The sequence below is a fragment of the Bifidobacterium longum subsp. longum JCM 1217 genome, assembly GCF_000196555.1.
GTDB lineage: Bacteria > Actinomycetota > Actinomycetes > Actinomycetales > Bifidobacteriaceae > Bifidobacterium > Bifidobacterium longum.
Genome location: NC_015067.1, coordinates 2336367 through 2357419 on the forward strand (window position 1 = coordinate 2336367; position 21053 = coordinate 2357419).

Annotated in this window: 12 protein-coding genes; all 12 read right to left on the reverse strand. The window is 59.2% G+C overall.

Annotated features, from left to right (window positions below):
- Positions 1-6: 6 nt before the first annotated feature.
- Positions 7-798: a hypothetical protein gene (locus BLLJ_RS11005; protein ID WP_032740916.1), complete on the reverse strand. Its 792-nt coding sequence runs from the start codon at positions 796-798 to the stop codon at positions 7-9.
- Positions 782-1765, reverse strand: coding sequence for a class C sortase (locus BLLJ_RS09825; protein ID WP_032740918.1), 984 nt, complete (start codon positions 1763-1765; stop codon positions 782-784). Before BLLJ_RS09825 ends, BLLJ_RS11005 begins: the two co-directional genes overlap by 17 nt.
- Positions 1766-1845: 80 nt before the next feature.
- Positions 1846-3435: a SpaH/EbpB family LPXTG-anchored major pilin gene (locus BLLJ_RS09830; RefSeq protein ID WP_013583031.1), complete on the reverse strand. Its 1590-nt coding sequence runs from the start codon at positions 3433-3435 to the stop codon at positions 1846-1848.
- 64 nt (positions 3436-3499) lie between these two features.
- Positions 3500-11209, reverse strand: a complete 7710-nt coding sequence (locus BLLJ_RS09835) for an LPXTG cell wall anchor domain-containing protein (protein ID WP_013583032.1) — start codon at positions 11207-11209, stop codon at positions 3500-3502.
- A 780-nt stretch (positions 11210-11989) separates the two neighbouring features.
- Positions 11990-13117, reverse strand: a complete 1128-nt coding sequence (locus BLLJ_RS09840; RefSeq protein WP_007054633.1) for an ABC transporter ATP-binding protein — start codon at positions 13115-13117, stop codon at positions 11990-11992.
- Positions 13118-13475: 358 nt separating this feature from the next.
- On the reverse strand, positions 13476-14651 hold the full coding sequence (locus BLLJ_RS09845; protein ID WP_013583033.1) for a glycosyltransferase family 2 protein: 1176 nt from the start codon (positions 14649-14651) through the stop codon (positions 13476-13478).
- A gap of 63 nt (positions 14652-14714) precedes the next feature.
- Positions 14715-15707, reverse strand: coding sequence for a class 1b ribonucleoside-diphosphate reductase subunit beta (nrdF, locus tag BLLJ_RS09850; RefSeq protein WP_013583034.1), 993 nt, complete (start codon positions 15705-15707; stop codon positions 14715-14717).
- A 310-nt stretch (positions 15708-16017) separates the two neighbouring features.
- Complete coding sequence (nrdE, locus tag BLLJ_RS09855) at positions 16018-18213, reverse strand: class 1b ribonucleoside-diphosphate reductase subunit alpha (protein WP_013583035.1); 2196 nt, start codon at positions 18211-18213, stop codon at positions 16018-16020.
- 115 nt (positions 18214-18328) lie between these two features.
- Positions 18329-18787 carry a class Ib ribonucleoside-diphosphate reductase assembly flavoprotein NrdI gene (nrdI, locus tag BLLJ_RS09860; protein ID WP_008783041.1) on the reverse strand — a complete coding sequence of 153 codons (459 nt, stop codon included), beginning with the start codon at positions 18785-18787 and terminating at the stop codon, positions 18329-18331.
- Positions 18784-19050, reverse strand: a complete 267-nt coding sequence (locus tag BLLJ_RS09865) for a glutaredoxin family protein (RefSeq protein WP_007051803.1) — start codon at positions 19048-19050, stop codon at positions 18784-18786. The genes nrdI and BLLJ_RS09865 overlap by 4 nt, the downstream gene beginning before the upstream one ends.
- A gap of 587 nt (positions 19051-19637) precedes the next feature.
- Positions 19638-20288: a helix-turn-helix transcriptional regulator gene (locus BLLJ_RS09875; protein WP_032740920.1), complete on the reverse strand. Its 651-nt coding sequence runs from the start codon at positions 20286-20288 to the stop codon at positions 19638-19640.
- Complete coding sequence (locus BLLJ_RS09880; RefSeq protein WP_013583037.1) at positions 20269-20952, reverse strand: DUF3990 domain-containing protein; 684 nt, start codon at positions 20950-20952, stop codon at positions 20269-20271. The genes BLLJ_RS09875 and BLLJ_RS09880 overlap by 20 nt, the downstream gene beginning before the upstream one ends.
- Positions 20953-21053: the final 101 nt, after the last annotated feature.

Below are 21053 nucleotides of genomic sequence, written 5' to 3' on the forward strand. Positions count from 1 at the left end.
CCAGGCTCATTTCATAACGCTTTCGTCATCTGTATGGGATTTGTCGCTCAAATTGACGTCACTCATGCGGCGCCTCATGCGCAGCCTGAATAAAACGAACGCAACGAGTAGCATGAGCCCCGCTGCCGCAGCAATGCTTCCTACGGCGGCACCGGTACGGCCGATAACGCCAGGCTTTACCGGCTCCTTGTTTGGATTATTTTCGGGCGGAGTGACGAGAGTTCCGGCGCTAAATTTCGGCTCTACCGTGATGTTGAGATCGGCGGCCGTATCTCCGCTGCCAGGAATCGAGATGAGGAACGGATCACAGTCGTATGCCTTGTTGGCTTTCGCCGAATCCGTGCGGGAGACCAGATATAGGCCAAGCGGTAGGTTCTGGAAAGTGAGCTGACCAGCTACGTTAGTGGTGCCGGAATGCTGGTATAGCTTGTTTTTCGCCGCGTGTGCAGCCAGCTTCTTGGCGGCATCGTGATATTCGCTCGATGTCAGGCGTTCCCAATCGGCAGTGAGACCGGAAAAATCACTGACGGTTTTATATGAGGAAACGCTACCATCATTGTTCGTTGTGACAGTGGCGACGCGCACGATGGCATAAGTATCGCCGGCAAGTGATTTGGGCGAAGCCGTGTCTCGGCCCCATACGGCATTGATGGTGAGAGTGCCGAAGGAATCAGCTTGCGCGTATGGCACCATGAAGCCGAAAGACACAAGACCAGTGAGGATGATAGTAATGGTGGCGGCAATCATGGCAGCAATGCGCGCCGCACCATACTCGCTTCCGCTATGCGGGTCTAACATGTCTGCCCGGTCCTTTCCGCCGTGATGAATGTGATTGGTTATTTGTATTGGCTGGCTGAGGAGGCAAGTCACCGTCCGGCTCGATGGCTGCGGAGCTAGAATCATCAGACGCGACCTTGGCGCTCCCACTCTGCCGGCGTCGCCGCTCATGCCGTTGCCACAAATGCCATGCGATGAGCAAGGCAATCAATGCGAGAGACGGCAACAAGTACTGCAGCGGGATGTCCACGTGGAATGTGGATTTGGCGTCATCCTGCTGCTGCGGCGCGTATGGGATGCGATGACCGCGCACCAGCAGCCGGTGCGTGTTGACCGCATACGGTGTGCAGGTGATGAGCGTGACCAAATCCTTGCCGGGCTCGATTGCCAGTTGTTTGGTATCGGTCGGCAGAACGGTAGTGATCTTATCGACCTGATACGCATACGTGTCTTTAAGTATTGTGATGTAGAACTTGTCGCCTTTTTTCATAAGGTTCAAGTCCGTGAACAGTTTTGCCGTGGGCAAGCCCCGGTGGCCAGACAGCGCCGCATGAGTGGACGCGCCGCCAACTGGCAGTGAGGTCTGTTTGAGATGTCCGATGCCGGATTGCAACACTTTCTCGGAAGTGCCGTGATAAATCGGCAAGGTCTCATCGAGCTTAGGCACAGTGATGTATCCCATCATGCCGTCACCGTCAATATTGAGCAGACTGTTGTATTCCTCGTCCGTGGATGCGGAATTGACGGCACTGGCAAGAGCGTCGGTCTCTCCTGCATCGTTCTGGGCGAGCTTTTCGTTATAGGCGTGCGCAGCATCCAGCACCTTCTGGTACTGTTCCTGGCTCAATGCTTCAACGCTGGCGTCGTAGTTATTTACGGCGCGGCTGGCGTTGCGCATAATGAGGAAGTTGCTGATCGTCGGATAGAACAGAATGAGCATTCCACCGAGAATGACTAGTAAGGGTAGGATGTTGCGCAGTCGTTTCATCGAGCGTTCTTTTCGCAAGGAAACCGTGTTGTGGGCGTAGCGGGTGTGTGCCCTTCACACCCAAAACACGGTCATGTTCGTCAGGCGTTCTTGCGCTTGAGAGTCCAGGCAACGCCGAGCGCGATGACCAGCACACCAATCACCGTGAAGGCGATGGTACCCATGCCACCAGTTTCAGGCAGGGTAACACCGGACTTGTTCTGGACCGGGATAACACCGTTCGATGCGGACTGGTTGTAGTTGCTGCCATTGTTGTTGTTGTAGGTGATGGCGACGGTGGCATTCGTGGTGTCAGTACCGTCGTTCTGGCCATCAACCTTCACGCCGATGGCGCTGGCGAGCTTGTTGTAGCCGGCCGGCGCTTTGGTCTCGGTGAGCGTGTACTCGCCGTTCTTCAGTCCCTGGAAGACAACCTTACCGTTTGCAGGAGTGATGATAATATCACCTGTCTCACCAGCCTTGGCTACACGGTATACAGCGTTCTGGGTCTCACTATCAGCGACTTTCACGAAGCTAATAGCGGAGCCGTCCTTATGTGCGAGTGTGAACTCAGCGCCAGCAAGTCGAGTAGCGGCATCATCATATTTTTTACCAGTGTACTTATCGACGGTGAAGCCATAAGTGAAGACGCGAACCTTGCTGGGTTCGGACTCACCGGTGCCACTGCTGCTCGGGTTGTTGGAGTACTGAATCGTTGCGGAGTTGGTGTTACCATGACCGCCCACAGCAGCCTTCTCGTTCAACGTGGCCGTGTAGGTGACGGTGATCGTCTTGCCGGCATTGGCCTGCTGCTTGGCCTTGAAGTCCTTCATGGCGACAGTAAGCGTATTGTCGGGGGCCGTAGGAGTGGTGACGGTGTAGTCAGTGCCCACGGTCAGTGGATTAGTCACACCGTCGACCGTAACGGAAGTGACTTGTCCAAAGGTGAGGCCCTTAGACAACGTATCCTTGAAGTTGAAGGTGTAGGTGTCATAGGCGGACATGTCTGGAATGGTGGAGGTCAGGGTGAAGGTCAGGGTATCACCGATCTTCGCGTCGGTGACGTCCTTACCAGTGCTGCCTACCTGTACCTTCTTGTCGACGGTAGGCAGGTCGCCCTTGATGTCGGCAGTCACATTAGCGCGGTCAACGGAAACTAGCGTGGCGTATTGACCACTGGTGTTGGCCAAGGTCGCACCCGGCACAGCGACCACGTAGTAGCCGTAGTCGAGACCAGCGAACGTCGCAGTGTACTTACCGTCCGTGGCATCGTCAGATACCTGAGTGGTCACGCCAGCCGCGATGTTGTTGGCCTTGGTCTGCGCCCAGTTCGATGCCTTGGTAGCGAAAGCAACCAAGTCTTCACCCTGCAGCTTGGATACGTAGTCGTTTGCTTTATCGTTGACGTTCTCGTTGGTAGCACCAGTTAGTCCGGAAGCAGCGGAGTCCTCAAAGAACGGCTTCCACTCGTCAGTCAACGTGTAGGAGACAGCCGTGCCGTCACCGCTCACGGTAGCGGAGAACATCTTGTAGGCGTTCACGGTCTTACCGGCGAACTTCGCGTCAGCAGTGCTGACCGTCAGCGTGGCATTATCCGCTGCGTTGGCCGTGGCGACTGTCGTCGCGGCCAATCCAAATACGGTGGCAATCGCCGCGGCAGCAGCGAAAACCTTTTTCATCAGTGATTTCATTACTGTTCCTTTCCCTAAATGGAAATCTTTTCTGTTTGGCAGGTACGGTTTGTCTATGTGGTCGTCACGCGGCATGGGCACCTCGCTTTCGTATACGGCTGGAACCCGAGCGGACTGTGCCGGATTGAACGCGTTGATTACGCACGTACCAGACCACGCCAGCTCCCATAAGCAGCAAGCCGAACATCAGGAACCACATCGTGCCCGCACCTCCCGTATCCGGAAGCAACGCCGCATTGGTAACAATGGCCACGCGTTCCTTGGTGTTGTAGGAGACCGATACTTGGTATCCGGCCTCCGCGGGCTTGATGGTCTTGGTGGTATCGCCGTCCTTATAGGTCACGGCGGTTTCTTTCACGGTGTACGTGTAGTAACGCACGATGTCCTTGCCGTTGGCATCCTGTCCATCCACGAATGCGACCGGCAGTCCTTGAATCACCTTGCGCCAGGTGTTGCTCCAGGAAGAGGCATCGGAGGAGTCCAACGTCACCGTCCATGGATTCTTCTGCGTCACGGTTGTGCAATCCGCGCCGAAGCATTGAATCGTCTGCGGCGTCACCGTATTGCCACTGCCATCGGTATAGTGCGCGGCGATCTTCAGCTCGACCGACTGCGGCCGTTCGAGGTTGCCGTCCTTCCATACCTTCTGGACGGTCAGGTCAATGGTTCGGCAACCGTCCTTGCCGCACGGGTCCTGGCCGTCGTCCGGTTCGGGGGTGAGTCCGCCGTTGTTGTCGGTCACGGTCGCGTCGAGCATGAGCACGGCCTTGGCCGGGGACTGGTAGGCATCGAGCTTTGTGCTGCTGCCACCAGCCACAGTCACGGCGTCCTTGATGCCGACCCATGTGGTGCCCGCGTCGCCGGATGCACCACTGTGCACAGCGCCGCTGTCGTATGTGTTGACCACGTCGAACAGCTTCACTTCCCAACGATCGAGTCCGGTGTTCAGCGCATCGTCTGCCGTGTTCTTCTGCGAGAAGATCTTGTTGCCGTCCTGTGCGGAGGTGCGGGCCTCACCGGCGTTCGCGGCCGCCTTGCGGTAGATGCGATAGGTGTTGTATGCCTTGCCGCCGTTGCCTTCATCGACCGGTCCGAGGATGTCGCTCATGGTGTTGAAGTCCCATACGGACTTGAGTTTGGTGTTCGAGAACGGGTCGACCAGTCCGCTGGTGCCGCGGATCGTGTCGGCGTAGACCATGTGGTCGTCTGCCAGCACGCCCTCGTCGTTCAGTCCGGCGAAACCGCCCGCGTAGCCTGTGGAAAGGTCTTTCATGCCGTCGGTATCCTGAGTCGCTCCACCACCGAACACGTCATAGCCGCTGGCGATGCCCGTCACGGTGGACTGTTCCACGCGGGTGCGGTTGCCCTTGATGAGTTGGACGGTCAGGTTGCTACCTGACCCATCCATGTCGATGCCGTCCTTGCTGCAGGGCAGTTTGATGACGCTGTCGCCGATGGTGACGATCGCCACGTCGGTCTGCTGCTGGTTTTCGGCGTCGGCCTTGGACAGGGCGACGCTCACCTTCAGCCCGAACAGGTTCACGTACAGCACATCGCCTTCCGAGAGCACCTTGAGGTCGAATACCTTGCCGAAGATAGTCGGGAACCACTTGCCCAAGTCGATGACGCCGACCTGCTGCGCCTTGTCGAGGTACAGGAGCTTGACCAGCGCGTTCACTACTTGCAGGAGCAGTTCCACGAGTACCGAGTTGACCTGCGTATCGACCAGATAGGCGCGGCTGGTTTCGCCGACGAATCCGCCGGCGATCTCGCCGCTGGTGACCTTCTTGAGATTGCCGGCCGTGCAGCCCTTCACTCGGGCCAGGTCCGCGTAGCCGACGAATCCGCCCGCGACCTCGCGCCCGGTGGCCTTGTCGGTGGCTTTGCCGTAATCGTCGCCATGGTGTGTGGCGGTGACGGTGTAGCCGTCCGGGATGCCGGTGACATGCGAATCACCGACATGCGAGCCCCAGATGTCAAGTACGCCGGCCGTGGCACCGAGCAGATTGAGCGCATCCGTGCCGAGCTGTGCATTGTCGGCGGCGACCGTGTCGGATTTGCCGAGGTGCCCGATGAAGCCGCCCACGTAGTTCACGCCGGTCACACTGTTGAGGTTGGTGACGTTGGACTGCTTGACGGAGCCATTGATCAGTCCACCGCCGAAGCCACCGGCCGCACCGGTGTAACGCTTCGAGTCGAGCATGCCCTTCGTGGTGGAATCATGGGCGACGACTTGGATGCCGTCGTTCACGCCGTTGACCTGACCGTCGTAGATGAAGGTGCGGAACGCTTCGAGCACGCCCACGTTGCCGACCTTGAGCAGTTTGAGCAGCAGGTTGGTGTCCTGCTTATCGCCGGCCTCGCCGCCGCCGACGGAAGCGACGCTGGACACATCGGCAAGGCCGAAGAAGCCGCCCGCGTATTGCCCGCCTTCAACGGCACGCAGCCCGGTGACTGTAAGTGCGGCTGGGTCATTGTTCGGATCCGCTTCACTGCCGGTGCCTTTGGCGGAATCCTTGTCACCGAGGATCGAGGCCTGCAGCGAGCCGGCGAAACCGCCGGCGTTCAGGGCATACTTGGTTGTGGTGTTACCCTTATCGTCCTTGGTCTCATATGCGCCGTCGACCGTGTATCCCCATGCCGGGTCATCCGAGCTCACATGCGCACCGCGAATCGTCGTAACCGTGGCCTGCAATACGCTGACCAGACTTGCCGGGGTCGAGACCAGCGAGTCGAGGATTCCTTGCAGGAATCCCTCGGATGCGTTGGTGTCCACATCCGCGACCGCGCCGGCAGTGGCCACGCCGATGAATCCGCCGACGTTGTTGCGGCCTTCCACCTTGCGCAGGTTGGAGACGTTGGCACCGGCCGCCTTGTCAGCAGTGGCCCCATCGGCAAGCTTCTGGCCGTTCTGGTCGAGATCGCCCCAGATCTGGCCGCCGACCGCGAGACCCACGTAGCCACCGGCGTTGCCGGTGCCGTGCGTGATGTCTTCGCCGGTGGCCACGACCTTCATACCCTTGCGGTAGCCGGCCACGCTCGAGGATTTGATGACTGGCACGAATACCTGTGCCACGTCGAGCATCTGACCCAGATCAAGTTTGATGCCTTTGTCGCCGAATAGTTGGATGGAGCCGAACGAGGATGCCGAGCCGGATTCCATCGTGCCCGCGTAGCCACCTGCCGCACGCATGGCGGAGACGGTCTTGACGTCCATCGACTGGCCATCGGTGATCGTGCCGGTGCGCATCAGGCCGACGTGTCCGCCGGCGACGCCGGAATCATGCAGGTTCGCGCCGGTCCGATACTCCGCACGTCCTGCGACGACGTTGAATCCGAAGATGTAGGATTCGAGGAACTTGTCCAGGGAATCCTGGTCGGTAACAGAGCCCGCACCATCAGCCGTGGTCACATCGGTGAATTCCTTGCCATACGCACCGTACTTGCCGATGTTGTCGACCCACGTCTTCCACTGGTCGTAGCTCATATTGCGCAGCGGACCGGTGACCTTCGTGTGCTCCTCAGTCGGGTAGACCACGGACAGCACGCCGGCGAGGTTGCCGGCCTTGATGAGACCGCCGAGCAAGGAGAGCGAACCGCCTTCAGCGGTATCGGCCGCTTCCATGAAGCCGGTGTAGCCGCCGGCGATTTCGGCACCGTATACGCTGCGGATGCGCGCGGCATAGGCTACGCGTTGCGGCCCGTTGTATTTGCCGTCGGTGTTCTCCTGCTTCCATGCTGCGGTGTTGTTGCCCCAGATATGGCCGCCGCGGTTACGTCCCGCATAGCCGCCGGCCATGCCGCGGCGTGTGGTCGTATCCGATGCCGCCTGTGCGCGCACCGCGCCGCCGCACACTGTGGCATCGGTCGAGCTGTTGCGAATCGTCGGCACGAAGTCCTGCACGAGCGAGAGCAGGTTGTCGAGGTTGACGAGCTTCTTGAGCACGCTGCCGTCGCCGAGTACGTTTGCCACGGCTCCCGGCTGCATGGTGCCCACGTAGCCGCCGGCCGAAACCTGGCCGATGATGTATACGAACTCATGCGAGCTGGAGTCCTGGATATGGCCGCCTTCGATGTCTCCGGCGAAGCCGCCGGCCATACCCAGTGGATCGGGCTTGTTGTTGGCGTTCCTATGGTCTGCCGTGCCGGCCAGCACGGAGTATCCGCCGATGCCGCCGGTCACATCGGAATGTTCAATCGTCGAGACGACGACATCCAGCACACTGAGTACATCGTTGAGATTGACGTTCTGGTCGAGCAGGCTCAAGCCGCCGCCCACGGCCGCCGCCGAGCCGATGTCCATTTTGCCGATGTAGCCGCCGGCATACCGAGCGGCGGTGACTGCATACGAGCTGTCTTTGCTCAGATAGGTGTCGTCGATGGATCCGGTGGTTTCCAGATTCTTCGGTGCCTTGACGTCGGTGTGGCGCAGTTGGGTCACGCTGGAATGGGATACCTGCACGCCGGAACCGTAGCCGATGTAGCCGCCGGCGGAACCGGATTGCGTATCGGATTGGTCAAGTCGGGTGGCGGAGACGGTGAAGCCGGGATCGTCCGGGTCGGAAATCTTGTTGCCGCTGGTGGTCTCCACGGTGGTGGCATCGGAATGCACGCCCGCGTAGGAGATGAACGGCACATAGCCCTGCACCACCTGCAGCAGGTTGGCGAGATCCACCGTACCGAATTTGCCGAGCAGGCTCAGGCCGCCGTTGCCAGCCGAAGCGAGTGCGCCGGAAACGACCTTGCCGCCGAAACCGCCTGCGTATGCGCCGCCGGTCACATGGTCGAGGTTGACAACGGCCACGGGGTTGGCTTGAACGCGGGACTGCACGTCTGCCAGCGTTGAGTCGTTCTCGAGATCAGTTTCGGAGAACTGATTGACTTTGCCGCTTTGGAAGTTTCCCGCATAGCCTCCCGCGATATCCCCTTCGACGTAACCGCCGTTGACGTACGTCACGGTGGTATACGTATAGCTTGGAATCAGATACGGCATGGCACCGAGCAGGTCGTTCACGGACAGCAGTCCGCCCTTGATGAGGTTGTCCAACACGCTGGAATCATCGGCGTTGCTAAGTGCGTCAGCGAGGCCACCGGTGGTGGAGAAGCCCACGAAGCCACCCGCGATGCCATCGGATGTGCTGGTATCGGCCGCGACCGACTTGAGGTTCGTCACATGGCTTTCGCGGGTCTTGGTGCTGTTGGCCTGACCGTAGAAACCGCCCGCAGCGTAATCGGTGGTCTCGTTGTTCTCGTTCTTGCCGGTCGCCTTGACCGTGAATCCGTTGGCGATGCCGTTCACATTCGATGAAGTGACTGCAACCGAAGAATATTGGGCAACCGATAGCAGACCGGAAAGCTTGATAAGCCCAAGCACATTGAGCCCGCCGGCACCAACGGCGTCGCCTGGTCCGGAGAAGCCGATGAAACCGCCGGCTTCTCCCTTGGCCGTGACCGTGGCCAGATTGGTAAGGTTCGTGTTGGTCACGTCACCACCGGTGGCGCATCCGATGGCACCGCCCGCATAGTATGAACCGGCCTTCACCGTCAAACCGGATGCCGGAGCGGTGACAGACATGTTCTCCACGGTGAACGCGGCAAACTGGTCGAACTTCTTGAGCGTGGCGATATCGCCAATTTTCACCACACTGTTGAGCAACCCAGCTACCGTTGTCGGTTGCAGATTGCCGGCGATGCCACCCGCGTAGGAGCCCGTGGCCGTGACCGATTCAAGGCCTTCTATGGTGGTGGAGCGCTGCTGGGGGAAGTCACGAGGATTGTTGTACTTCCAGAACGTAAGGTTCTTGAGATGATCCTGTGAGGAGTCGCCGATCACCGTGCCCGAACCTTCGCCCACGAGACCGCCCGCGTAATCGCCACCAGCCTTAACGGTGAGGGAGCCCTTCATCTGCGTGCCGAGAATCACGGAGGGATTCACACCGACGATGGACAGCAGTTCTCCCGCACCACTACCGCTGCCGCTCAGCAATTTGGCCACAGCCTTGGTGAGTTGTTTCAGCAGCGATGCGTTCGCGGCATCGTCCGTGCCGAGTTCCAGGCCCCATCCCACGGAGGCAAATCCGGTGAATCCGCCGGCATGGGATTTATCAGTAGACACGGCAGCCGTGGCTGAAATCGTATTATTGACCGCGTAGGCATTGGCCATCGCGCCGCTAAATCCACCGGCATAGTCCGTGGCAGATACAGTGACCTTGCCATCGCCGTCGACGGTCAGGTTGCTGTTCTCGATGAGGCTCTGCGGACGCAGCGCAGACAGCAAATCAATACCAAGCGAATCGAGCAGACCACCCACGTTGCCGTTGCGGCTTACTCCGGCGAAGCCACCGGCGTATTGCGTTGCCTGCACGGTGAAACCATTCGTGCTCGTCACCGAAGAGTTCTCAATGATTGCACCAATCTGCGCACCGACGAAGCCGCCGGCCTGCGGGTTGTCCTTGTTGCCGATCACCACGTTCTTTTTGAACCCGTTCACCGAACTGTTCGAGATAACCGGGTTGTAGTAGCCAACCGGAATCAAGGCATTCAGCCCGAGCGTGCCGGACAGCAACCAGTCCACCAGATCGCCCAGCCCGAGGAATGGGATGACACCCAAGATCTTCGAGAGTACATTGGTGAGCGTTCCCACGATGCCGGAGACCGCATCGTATCGGGTTGCGCCCTCAACATATCCCACGAAACCACCGGTCATACGGCTTACGCTGGATACCGAAACATCCGCCACTTCACAATCCGTGACCTTGGCATCGCCGTAAATACGGCCGGCGAACGCACCCGTGGCGAGATTGGAGGGATTGTCTTTGTGCAGGGTGAGCAGACCTCGAAGATTGAGGCCAAGATCTACTTGTCCGAATGTCAGCAGTTTCAACGCCTTAAGCAGAAGATCCAAAAGTCCACCCACTGCCGAAGTGAGCATACCGAGCAAGGTCGCCGGAATATACGATTCACTCGTATGATTCGCCACCGACACATCCTGCAGCTTGAGGTTCGACACCACGGCCGTACCGGCGCTGCCCAGACTGTTGCTGTTCATCACGGTCTTGTTCGTGATCGAGGCGAAGAAGCCGATGCCCTGCTGCTTGCTGACATCCAGCTGGTCGCCTTTGACATTAGAGACCATATCTTTCTGATTGACGACCACATGGCTGATGACCGGCCGAGCTGCGGTAGCGTGAACCACGCTTGCGCCATCGGCACCAACAGCCTTCCACAGGCTGGCTGCGGTGTCGCCGTCATTGGAGACCGCACCGAGCATAGTGCCGGAGAACATGAGCGGAGTCCACTCGGTGTTGTTGGTATCTGCCGCGTTCTTGGACAGGTCGATGTCACGGAAGATCAGGTAGTTGGCGTCTGCGGAATAGGTCAGGCCGGTGTTGGCAGCGGAGTAGTCCGTTTGCGTGCCATCAGCACCCACGCCGTAATACTTGATGCGGGTATTACCAGCGTCCACTTTCGTACGACATATCGCCAGCGAATTGTCATAGTCGGAGGCATCAGCATCGCGCAAAGTATCTGAATCGGAGAGATCGGCGTCACCGGCGTATTCGGAAGACGGCGTGCCGTCCACCCACTGATAATTGGGTCCTTGTCGCATGCAAGTCTGCGTGACCTTGTTGATGCGGCCAATAACCTTCTTGCCGGAACCAATCGCACGCAGCTGCTGCTCGTTACCAATCAGGATGTAGGTCTTGCCGTTGATCTCCTTGGTGACCTGACCCTCAAAGTCACGGCCGCCAAGCGCCGTCGCGGCGACCTGCACATTGGCCTTCGCCGGCGATTGATCCGTCGCATTTGAGGAATCGTTCTTGGCATCTTGAGAAGAAGCATCGTTTGGAGCCTGCGTTTGGGCTCCATCATTGGCGGAATTGCCAGCGGCAGCTTCTGCTGAGTCGTCCGCCTTATTGTCTGTCGCACCATTTGAGGATTCGGAAGAATCACCAGTAGTAGAAGATGAAGGAGATGAATCCTGCTGTGCGTCTTGATTCGTTTCGGAAGGTGTTGGCGCACCGTTTGATGTATTGGCCTCTTCTGACGTCTTATCGTCAACGTTGACATTGCGAGCAGAAGGAGCAGCTACGACAGTATTACCCCCCCCTCCTCAGAAATTACGGCATTAGGAGAGCTACTCACATCGTCTATATTCTGAGCATATGCTGCAGGCACCATGCACACGATGGACAAGGAAACAGCAATAACCGAAGCAAGGCAACGCTTCAAGGCATGGCTCTGCCGTCCAGATTCCTGTTCTGTTCCTCCGTTAAACCCGCAACGGACGAACTTCAATTTCGAGCTCACTGTTTCCCCTCATAGATTCGCAATCCTCTTTTCGGGGGTTACTGCATATAATCATACCCCCTTTCTAGGAAAAAGTTGTCGAAAAACTAGAAAATGTTCATTTGCGGGGCCAGTTAGCGTACGTTTTCTAGGCAAAAAGAAAAGCCCCGCAGCTATGCAGGGCTTTTCCAACGAGGTCATAAGAGAGGAAGAGAATAACCTCGTTTAATGGTTGACGAAGCGATTAGACCTCGCCAAGTATCTATTAGTTCAGACGCAGCTCAGTCGACGGAGCGAACAGGTGCATCTTGGCCGGGTCGATCTTGATCTTGACGGTCGCGCCAACCTTCGGCAGCGCACGCGGATTCACACGAATCGTGGTGAGCTTGTTCTGGTCGGACATGACCTGGGCAGCCTCAGCTGCGGAGCCATCGGTGATGATGTTGCCGTAGATGTAGCCATCGGAGCCCAGATCCTCGACGTTCACAACCTTCAGGGAGAAGGCGTTCGGGTCGTCAGCCGGGGCCAGACCAGCGTCCTCAGGACGGAAGCCGACCACGATCTGGCCGTTGTCTTCGGCGGTGAGCTTGTTGACGGCCTCAGCCGGCAGGTCCACGGTGTCCTCACCGATCTTCGCCTTGCCGTTGACCACCGGGTGGGTGTTCAGGTTCATCGACGGGGAGCCGATGAAGCCGGCGACGAAGACGTTGGCCGGACGATCGTACAGCTCAGTCGGGGCGCCGACCTGCTGCAGGATACCGAGCTTGATGACGGCGATGCGATCGCCCATCGTCAGGGCCTCGGTCTGATCGTGGGTCACGTACAGGGTGGTGACACCCAGCTGGCGCTGCAGAGCAGCGATCTGGGTACGGGTCTGGACACGGAGCTTGGCGTCGAGGTTGGACAGCGGCTCATCCATGAGGAAGACCTTCGGCTCACGGACGATTGCACGACCCATGGCCACACGCTGACGCTGACCACCGGACAGAGCCTTCGGCTTGCGGTCGAGGTACTCGGTCAGGTCGAGAATCTCAGCGGCCTTCTCGACGCGCTTGCGAATCTCGTCCTTCGGAGTGCCGGCGATCTTCAGGGCGAAGCCCATGTTGTCGGCAACGGTCATGTGCGGGTACAGAGCGTAGTTCTGGAACACCATTGCGATGTCGCGGTCCTTCGGCTGCATCGTGGTGACATCCTTGCCACCAATGAGGATGCGGCCCTTGTTGACCTCTTCCAGGCCGGCGAGCATACGAAGGGTCGTAGACTTACCACAGCCAGAAGGGCCGACGAGGACGAGGAACTCGCCATCCTTGATATCAAGATTCAGATCATCCACGGAGGGCTTATCGTTGCCCGGGTAGATACGAGTGACGTGGTCGAAAACGACTTCTGCCATAATTACTAATCCTTTCAGAGGCAGGTACGTGCCTCACGATCCGTTGTAAAGGGATTTGTTCTTTACTGTGCTTCCGCCCTCGCCACCGACGTACAACTTTGCTTTCGGAAACTGCAAGCTTCAGCGTTTACTTTTTTCCGGTTCAGTGAAGGTTCTCTTCGTTGAGCCGAGAACTACTATACACGGACCGTGGACCAAGGCAAGTGGCGTGTCTGAAATGTAGTTAACTTTATGGACGTTTCTGGGGGTGTTGTGTGGTTCGGCCCATGACACGCCTGTTTCTCGAACGTGCGAACCGGCACGCCCGACGTAGAGCAGGTCTGCTCTTCCCGGACTGATGGATTCCATCAGTCGCCGACTAATGCGACACAGACTCGAAGGTGACGCCGTTGCGGGCGGCTTTGCGCTCGGCCTTGCGCTCCTCGGCGTCTTCGATGCGCTGGATGCGCAGCTGGCGCCAGTCCTCGCGCATGTCGCGGAAACGGTCGGCCAGCGTTACGTCATCGTTCTCGGCATCGCCATCAGTACTGCTGCCATCGGCCTTACCGAACGTGCCATCGGCCACCTTGGCGATGCCCAGCTTGAGCAGTCCGAGCAACTCACGCAACGTTTCCGGTACGGGCTCATCGCCCTCATCGGCGGACTTGGTCAGGCCCTCGATGCGGCGACGAAGCGCGTCGGCGTCCTCGGGATCGATCTTGAGCCCGGCGATCAGCGACTGGCGCATGGTCTCGTAATCGAGGTTGGCAAAAAAATTCAGCTGTTGCAGCGTCATGAAGCCCTTGAGCTCGGGGAATCGGTGGACGATGTATTCCTCGCGGTCGTCGGCGGCGCGGGTCCAGTCGCGGGTGAGCTGCGGATCCCAGCTGGCGGTAATCGACCCCTCGCGCATGCGGTAGTGGTACAGCGCCTTGGGCAGACGGACCACGCGCGTGGCCTCGCCGATCACGTTGCAGATACGGGAGAGATCCTCGATTTTGCGACCCACCGGGAAGGAGAATCCGGTGCCCTGATAGGTGGAGGCGGGTGCCAGGAAGGCCCAGAAATAGCCGTCAATCTCAGCCTTGACTTGCTTTTTGATGACCTCGACCGGGGTCAGGACCTGCACCTCGGTGAAGTCGTTGTGGCGATAGTTGGACAGCAGCGGCTTGTTGTTCTCGGAGATGGTGTCGAACTGGAACATCACGAGGTCGGCGTCATACTCGCGCATGGCGTTCAGGCAGTCCTCCACCAACGTGGGTGCCACGGTGTCGTCGGAATCGGCGAAGTATATGTACGCGCCGATAGCCTCAGCGATACCGGAGTTGCGGGCGTCGGACAGGCCGCCGTTGGGCTTGTGAATCACGCGTATGCGCGGGTCGCGGGCGGCCCAGGCGTCGCACATGGCCGGGCAATTGTCGGGCGAGCCGTCGTCGACCAGCAGAATCTCCAGATTGGCGTACGTCTGCGCGGCAACAGACGCCACGCATTCGTCGAGGAACTTCTCGACCTTATATACCGGGATGATGATGCTGACCAACGGCTCCTGTTCCATATCTCCAGCGTAGCGCCGCCGTGCGAACGCGGCGGCGCTGCGGGTTCGCGGACCGCGAAACCCTTAGAAGTCCCAGTCGTCGTCATCGGTTTCTTCGGCTTTGCCCATCACGTAGGAGGAGCCGGAGCCGGAGAAGAAGTCGTGGTTTTCGTCGGCGTTCGGGCTCAGGGCGGCCAGGATCGCGGGGTTCACATCGCAAATCTCAGCCGGGAACAAAGCCGGGTAACCGAGGTTCATCAGCGCCTTGTTGCCGTTGTAGCGCAGGAACTTCTCGACGTCATCGGTCAGGCCCACGCGATCGTACAGCGACTGGGTGTACTCCACCTCGTTGTCGTACAGCTCGTTGAGCAGGTCGTACGTGTAGTCCTGCAGATCCAGGCGCTCGGCATCGCTCAGCTGGGCGATGCCCTTCTGGTACTTGTAGCCGATGTAGTAGCCGTGGACGGCCTCATCGCGGATAATCAGACGAATCACGTCGGCGGTGTTCGTCAGCTTGGCGTGCGCGGAGAAGTACATCGGCAGATAGAAGCCGGAGTAGAAGAGGAACGATTCGAGCAGGGTGGAGGCCACCTTGCGCTTGTACGGGTTGTCGCCCTCGTAATAGTCGAGCACGATCTCCGCCTTCTTCTGCAGGAACTCATTGTTCTCGCTCCAGTCGAATGCGGCATCGATCTGCTCGGTGGAGCACAGGGTGGAGAAGATGGACGAGTAGCTTTTGGCGTGCACGGATTCCATGAAGGCGATGTTGGTGTACACGGCCTCCTCGTGCGGGGTGAGCGCGTCCGGAATCAGGGAGACGGCGCCGACCGTGCCCTGGATGGTGTCAAGCAGGGTCAGGCCGGTGAAGACGCGCATGGTGAGCGTGTGCTCGTCCTCGGTCATCTTCTGCCAGCTGGGGATGTCGTTGGAGACGGGAACTTTTTCGGGCAGCCAGAAGTTGCCGGTCAGGCGGTCCCAGACCTCAAGGTCTTTCTCGTCTTCGAGGCGGTTCCAGTTGGTTGCGGAGACGCGGTCGATGAGTTTCAGCGGTTTGCGCGGAATGGAGATAGGTGCCATGAGTAGTGTTCCTTTTACTCGTTGTCGTTATCGTCGTTGGATTTGTTTTCGAACTCCTCCGGCGCGGTCAGCCGGAGCAGTGCTCTATAGACGGTTCGTGACATTGTTGGTTCCTTAGATGGTGGAGCCCCCCTCAGTCCGCTTCGCGGCCAGCTCCCCTCTCTGAGGGGAGCTGTCGGCGTTAGCCGAGTGAGGGGAGTAACAACGGCTCTCTGGTTGTTCAATGCGTGCGGAGACCGCCGTCTGAGGCCGAAGGCGTACGAAGGTACGTCGAGTGCCGAAGAAAGGCGGTATACGCTCCCTCGAACGATCAGAGCATGCAGGAGACGCAGCCTTGGACCTCAGTGCCTTCCAGGGCTTGCTGGCGGATGCGGATGTAGTAGAGGGTTTTGATGCCCTTGCGCCAGGCGTAGATCTGGGCCTTATTGAGGTCGCGGGTGGTGGCGGTGTCCGGGAAGAACAGCGTCAGCGACAGTCCCTGATCCACGTGCTGGGTGGCCTCGGCGTACGTGTCGACGATGGCCTTCCAGCCGATCTCGTAGGCGTCCTTGTAGTACCCGAGGTTGTCGTTGGTCATGTAGGCGGCCGGGTAGTACACGCGCCCGATCTTGCCTTCCTTGCGAATCTCGATCTTGGAGGCGATCGGGTGAATCGAGCTCGTGGAATGGTTGATGTACGAGATCGAGCCGGTGGGCGGCACGGCCTGCAGGTTCTGGTTGTAGATGCCGTCCTTCAGAATCGCGTCGCGCAGGGCCTCCCAGTCGGCCGCAGTCGGGATCGCGATGCCGTACTGTTCGAACAGCGCACGGACCCGTTCGGTGCGCGGAGTGAGCGAACGACGACCATCGGTGTACTTGTCGAAGTAGTTGCCCTGGCCGGCCGGCTTGGCGTAGTCGCTCGTAGCGAAGCTGGCGAACGTGCGGCCATGCTCCACGGCGAGCGCGTGCGAGGCACGGTAGGCGTGGTAGGCCACGGTCATGAAGTACATGTCGGTGAAGTCGAGGCCCTCTTCAGAACCGTACTGGATGCCTTCGCGGGCCAGGAAGCCGTGCAGGTTCATCTGGCCGAGACCGATGGCGTGGCCCTCCTCATTGGCGCGGCGAATCGAAGGCACCGCGTTGATGCTGGTGTGCTCGGCCACCGAGGTGAGTGCGCGGATCGCCGTCTCCACCGTGTGGCCCAAGCCGCCATCCATCGCCTTAGCGATGTTGAGCGAACCTAGATTGCAGGAGATGTCGCGGCCGACATGCGCATACGTGAGGTCCTCGTTGTATGCGCTCGGCTCCTGAACCTGCAGGATTTCCGAGCACAGGTTGGACATGGTCACGCGACCTTCGATCGGGTTCGCGCGGTTGACCGTGTCCTCGAACACGATGTACGGGTAGCCGGATTCGAACTGCAGTTCGGCGATGGTGGTGAAGAACTTACGGGCGTCGATGTAGGTCTTCTTGATGCGGTCGTCGGCCACCATCTCGTCATAATGCTCGGTAACGGAGATGTCGGCGAACGGCTTGCCGTACACGCGCTCCACGTCGTACGGGCTGAACAGGGCCATCTGGGCCTTCTGTTTGGCCAGTTCGAACGTGATGTCCGGAATCACCACGCCAAGAGCCAGCGACTTGATGCGGATCTTCTCGTCCGCGTTCTCTCGCTTGGTATCCAGGAAGCGCAGGATATCAGGGTGGTGGGCGTTGAGGTACACCGCGCCCGCGCCCTGACGTGCGCCGAGCTGGTTGGCATAGGAGAAGGAGTCCTCCAGCAGCTTCATGACCGGAATCACGCCGCTGGACTGGTTCTCGATGTGCTTGATCGGGGCGCCGAGCTCGCGCAGGTTGCTCAGCAGCAGGGCCACGCCACCGCCGCGCTTGGAGAGCTGGAGGGCCGCGTTGATGCCGCGCGAAATCGACTCCATGTTGTCTTCGATGCGCACCAGGAAGCAGCTGACCGGTTCGCCACGCTGGGCCTTGCCGAGATTCAGGAAGGTCGGGGTGGCGGGCTGGAAGCGGCCGGCAAGCATTTCGTCGGCGTATTCGATGGCCTGCTGCTCATTGCCGGCGGCGAGCTCCAGGGCCACAGCGGCGCAACGCTGCGGGAAGTCCTCAAGATAGAGGCGACCATCGAACGTCTTGAGCGCGTAGGACGTGTAGAACTTGAACGCACCAAGGAAAGTGCCGAACTCAAAGCCGGCGGATTCCACGTGCTCGTAGATGCGGTCGAGGAATTCAGCGGAGTACTGGTTGAAGACCGCAGGGTTGTAGTACTGGTTGCTGATCAGGTATTCGAGACGCTCGGCGGCGGAGGCGAACCGCTTGCTGTTGGTGGCCACGTGCCCTGTCACGTATTCGCGTTCGGCGGCCTTGTCTTTGTCGAACTGGATCTTGCCGTCGGCGTCATAGAGGTTGAGCATCGCGTTGAGCGCGTGGTAATCGTGCGCCGGGTCGTACTGTTCCGCTGCGGTGTCGGCAGTATTGTCGAGCGGCAGGCCGGTGGCGGTGAGGTCAGTCATTGGAAATCCTTGGAATATGGCAGAAGTGTGTTTACTCAGACAGTTGCTCCCCTCAGTCAACTTCGTTGACAGCTCCCCTCGGAGAGGGGAGCCAATACCTCGAGGGGGTCAAGATTTACTGTTCGGTGAAGAAGCGGACGAGGCCGTTTCGCACGGCGGCAGTGTCTTCCGGGGTGCCCATGAGTTCGTAACGGTAGAGGTAGGGCACCTTGCATTTGGCGGCGATGATGTCTCCGGCGGCACAGTAGGCCTCACCGAAATTGGTGTTGCCTGAGGCGATGACGCCGCGAATCCACTCGCGGTTGGCTGGATCGTTGAGGAAGCGTTTGACCTGAATCGGCACTGCTTTCTTGACCACGCCGCCGCCATAGGTGGGCACCATGATGACGTACGGTTCGCGGACGTTTAGCGCCGGGGCGGCGGCCCGCAACGGGATGCGGTAGACGTTGATGCCTTCGTCCTGCAAACGGCATCCGGCCACGAACCGTGCGGTGTTTTCGGAGGCCGACGAGAAGTAGACCAATGCGCCGATCGTCTTGCCTTCGGCCGCGAATTCGGGCTGGCTCAGACTCACGCGGACACCGTGGCGGCGGCGCGGTTGTCGGCGGCCACCTGCTGGGCGACTTCGCGAATCAGGTCGGGGCGGTAGCCGGTCCAGGAGTTGTCCGGCGTGATGACCACCGGAGCCTGCTGGAAACCGGCGGCCTGCAGCTGCTCAAGGGTGGAGGGGTTCTGCGTCAGGTCCACGGTTTCAAACGGCACACCCAGCTTGGTGAGCTGGCGCTTGGTGGCATCGCACTGCGGGCAATGCGGCTTGGTGAACACGGTGACGGTCATGGCGACTCCCCTTGATGTGGTTCTGATGAACAGTGAAGCGAAGGCCATATTACAGCGGTGTGATTTGAAATCAAGGCACTATATGTAGTGGCGCGTGTCACATAACAAACCTAGATATAGGGTTTTTCATTGATATTCCGCCATTCCCATGCACCCCCGAAAATCGGCGTGCAGCGACCCGCCCAATCACATGTGGCATTGTTCACATTTGCGTTTGAACCGCTCTTCGACTGATCCTCAACCGCCCTGCAACCGCCATCTTGAGTTTCGAGGGGCTGTTTTGACCCTTTCCGGAGATCTATCTCCGTTTCGAGGGGCTGGTACTCAAGTAAGCGCATCCCCAAAATGGCGGAATGACGGTGGGGCGAAGCCGTTTATACCCGTGTTCTAGCGGGCCACCAGCCCCTCGAAACGGGAGTAAACCTCTACGGAAGGCCAAATCAGCCCCTCGAAGCGGAGAACGGATACCTCGGCACCCCGTGTGGAGCCAGAAGGCCCGGCCGGATGTCCAAACGAGCATCCGGCCAGGCCTTAAAAGTAGTTGTTCAGTTATCAGAATCGATGCGGCGCGATACTACTCCGCGTCTTTACGGCTCCAACAGATCTTCGATGCGGCAGCCAAGCGTGCGGGCCAAAGCGAGCACGGTGGAGACGGCAGCTTTGCCAAGGTCTTTGCGGCGCTGCTCGTACATTTGGATGGAGCGCAGGGTAACGCCGGAGCGGCGGGCCAGCCCGGATTGGCTGAGTCCGGCGCGCACGCGGATCGTGTGCAGCCGGGAGTCGCCCTCGGTGCGATTATGGGCGGCCCGCTCGTCGTACACGTCGACGAATCGGCTTTCGTCGGCTTCGTGCAAAGCCGGGTAAAGTCGCACGATATCGCCGAGCGACAGCACATCGAGAATGTCCGAGAACCGCACTCCCCTGGCCCATTGGCAGTATGCGAGTACCCATCCGGCCCAGTATTCGGGTGTTGAGCCGGCGCGCAGTGCGGCTGGCGGCATATCGAGAATGCGCGCCCAACCGGTTTGCCGCATGATTTCGGCCACCAGCTCCTCGCCGGACATGCCACACACGTATTTGGGCGTGCCTCGCCCGAAAAGCGCGGCCGCCTCGGAGGTGGCGAAGAAGTCCATGAATAGGCCGACCGGCAACCCGCAATCGTTCAGCGCATAATCGAAGGCGCCGGCCAAGTTGGCCATGGCGTCCGGCAAGTATGTCTCATCGTAGGCGGTGATCATCGTTGGTCACTTTCTCACGGATGATGTCGCGCATGAACAGGCCGTCGAGATCGGCTTCAGCGCTGTTGCGACGGTAAGCTTCACGAGCCGTGCGGTCGCGCTCGTTGCGCAATACGTGGTAGGTCGAAGCGCGGGCGATTTCGCAGCCTTGGAACCGCAGCGCCGCGAATGCCTGAGGACTGGTGAGTACGATCTGCTTGCCGAGCTCACCCAACCGCATCGCCTCGGCGAGTTGGTCGAGGGAAATCGCGTTATTGACAAAAGCGCGGGCGAACGAGAAATACGAATCGTCGGCACGATATCCGACGATGACGTCAGACTGACTGGTATCCGGCAGAGACACTTGTTTCAGATATTCGATGCCTTGCGCGGCGACGGTGGTGGTCGGCTGGAAACGACGGTTTTCGACCAGCAGGGCCAACCAGTTCAGGATGGTGTAGGGCAACTGGGACAGGTCCAGGAAGGTGAGCCCGTTGGTGGCCAATGTGTACCGATTCGCGAAACCGTCATCCAGTCCCGCGCACGCCCATTCCTTGGCCAGCTCGACGCTGCGCGTGCAATAGAATCCGCGGCCATAATCGTTGTTCGGCTTGACCAGCCCGTATTCAGGATGCTTGATGACATGCGAAGAGCCATGCCACAGTTCGATCGATGCGGTCTCCATTGGCCGGCTCCTTCTCTCTCTCCTTACATATTCTTGATTATATCACTGTGGTGATAGTCATAAGGGAAATACGAGATGAAAAATACCGCTGTATACGTTCG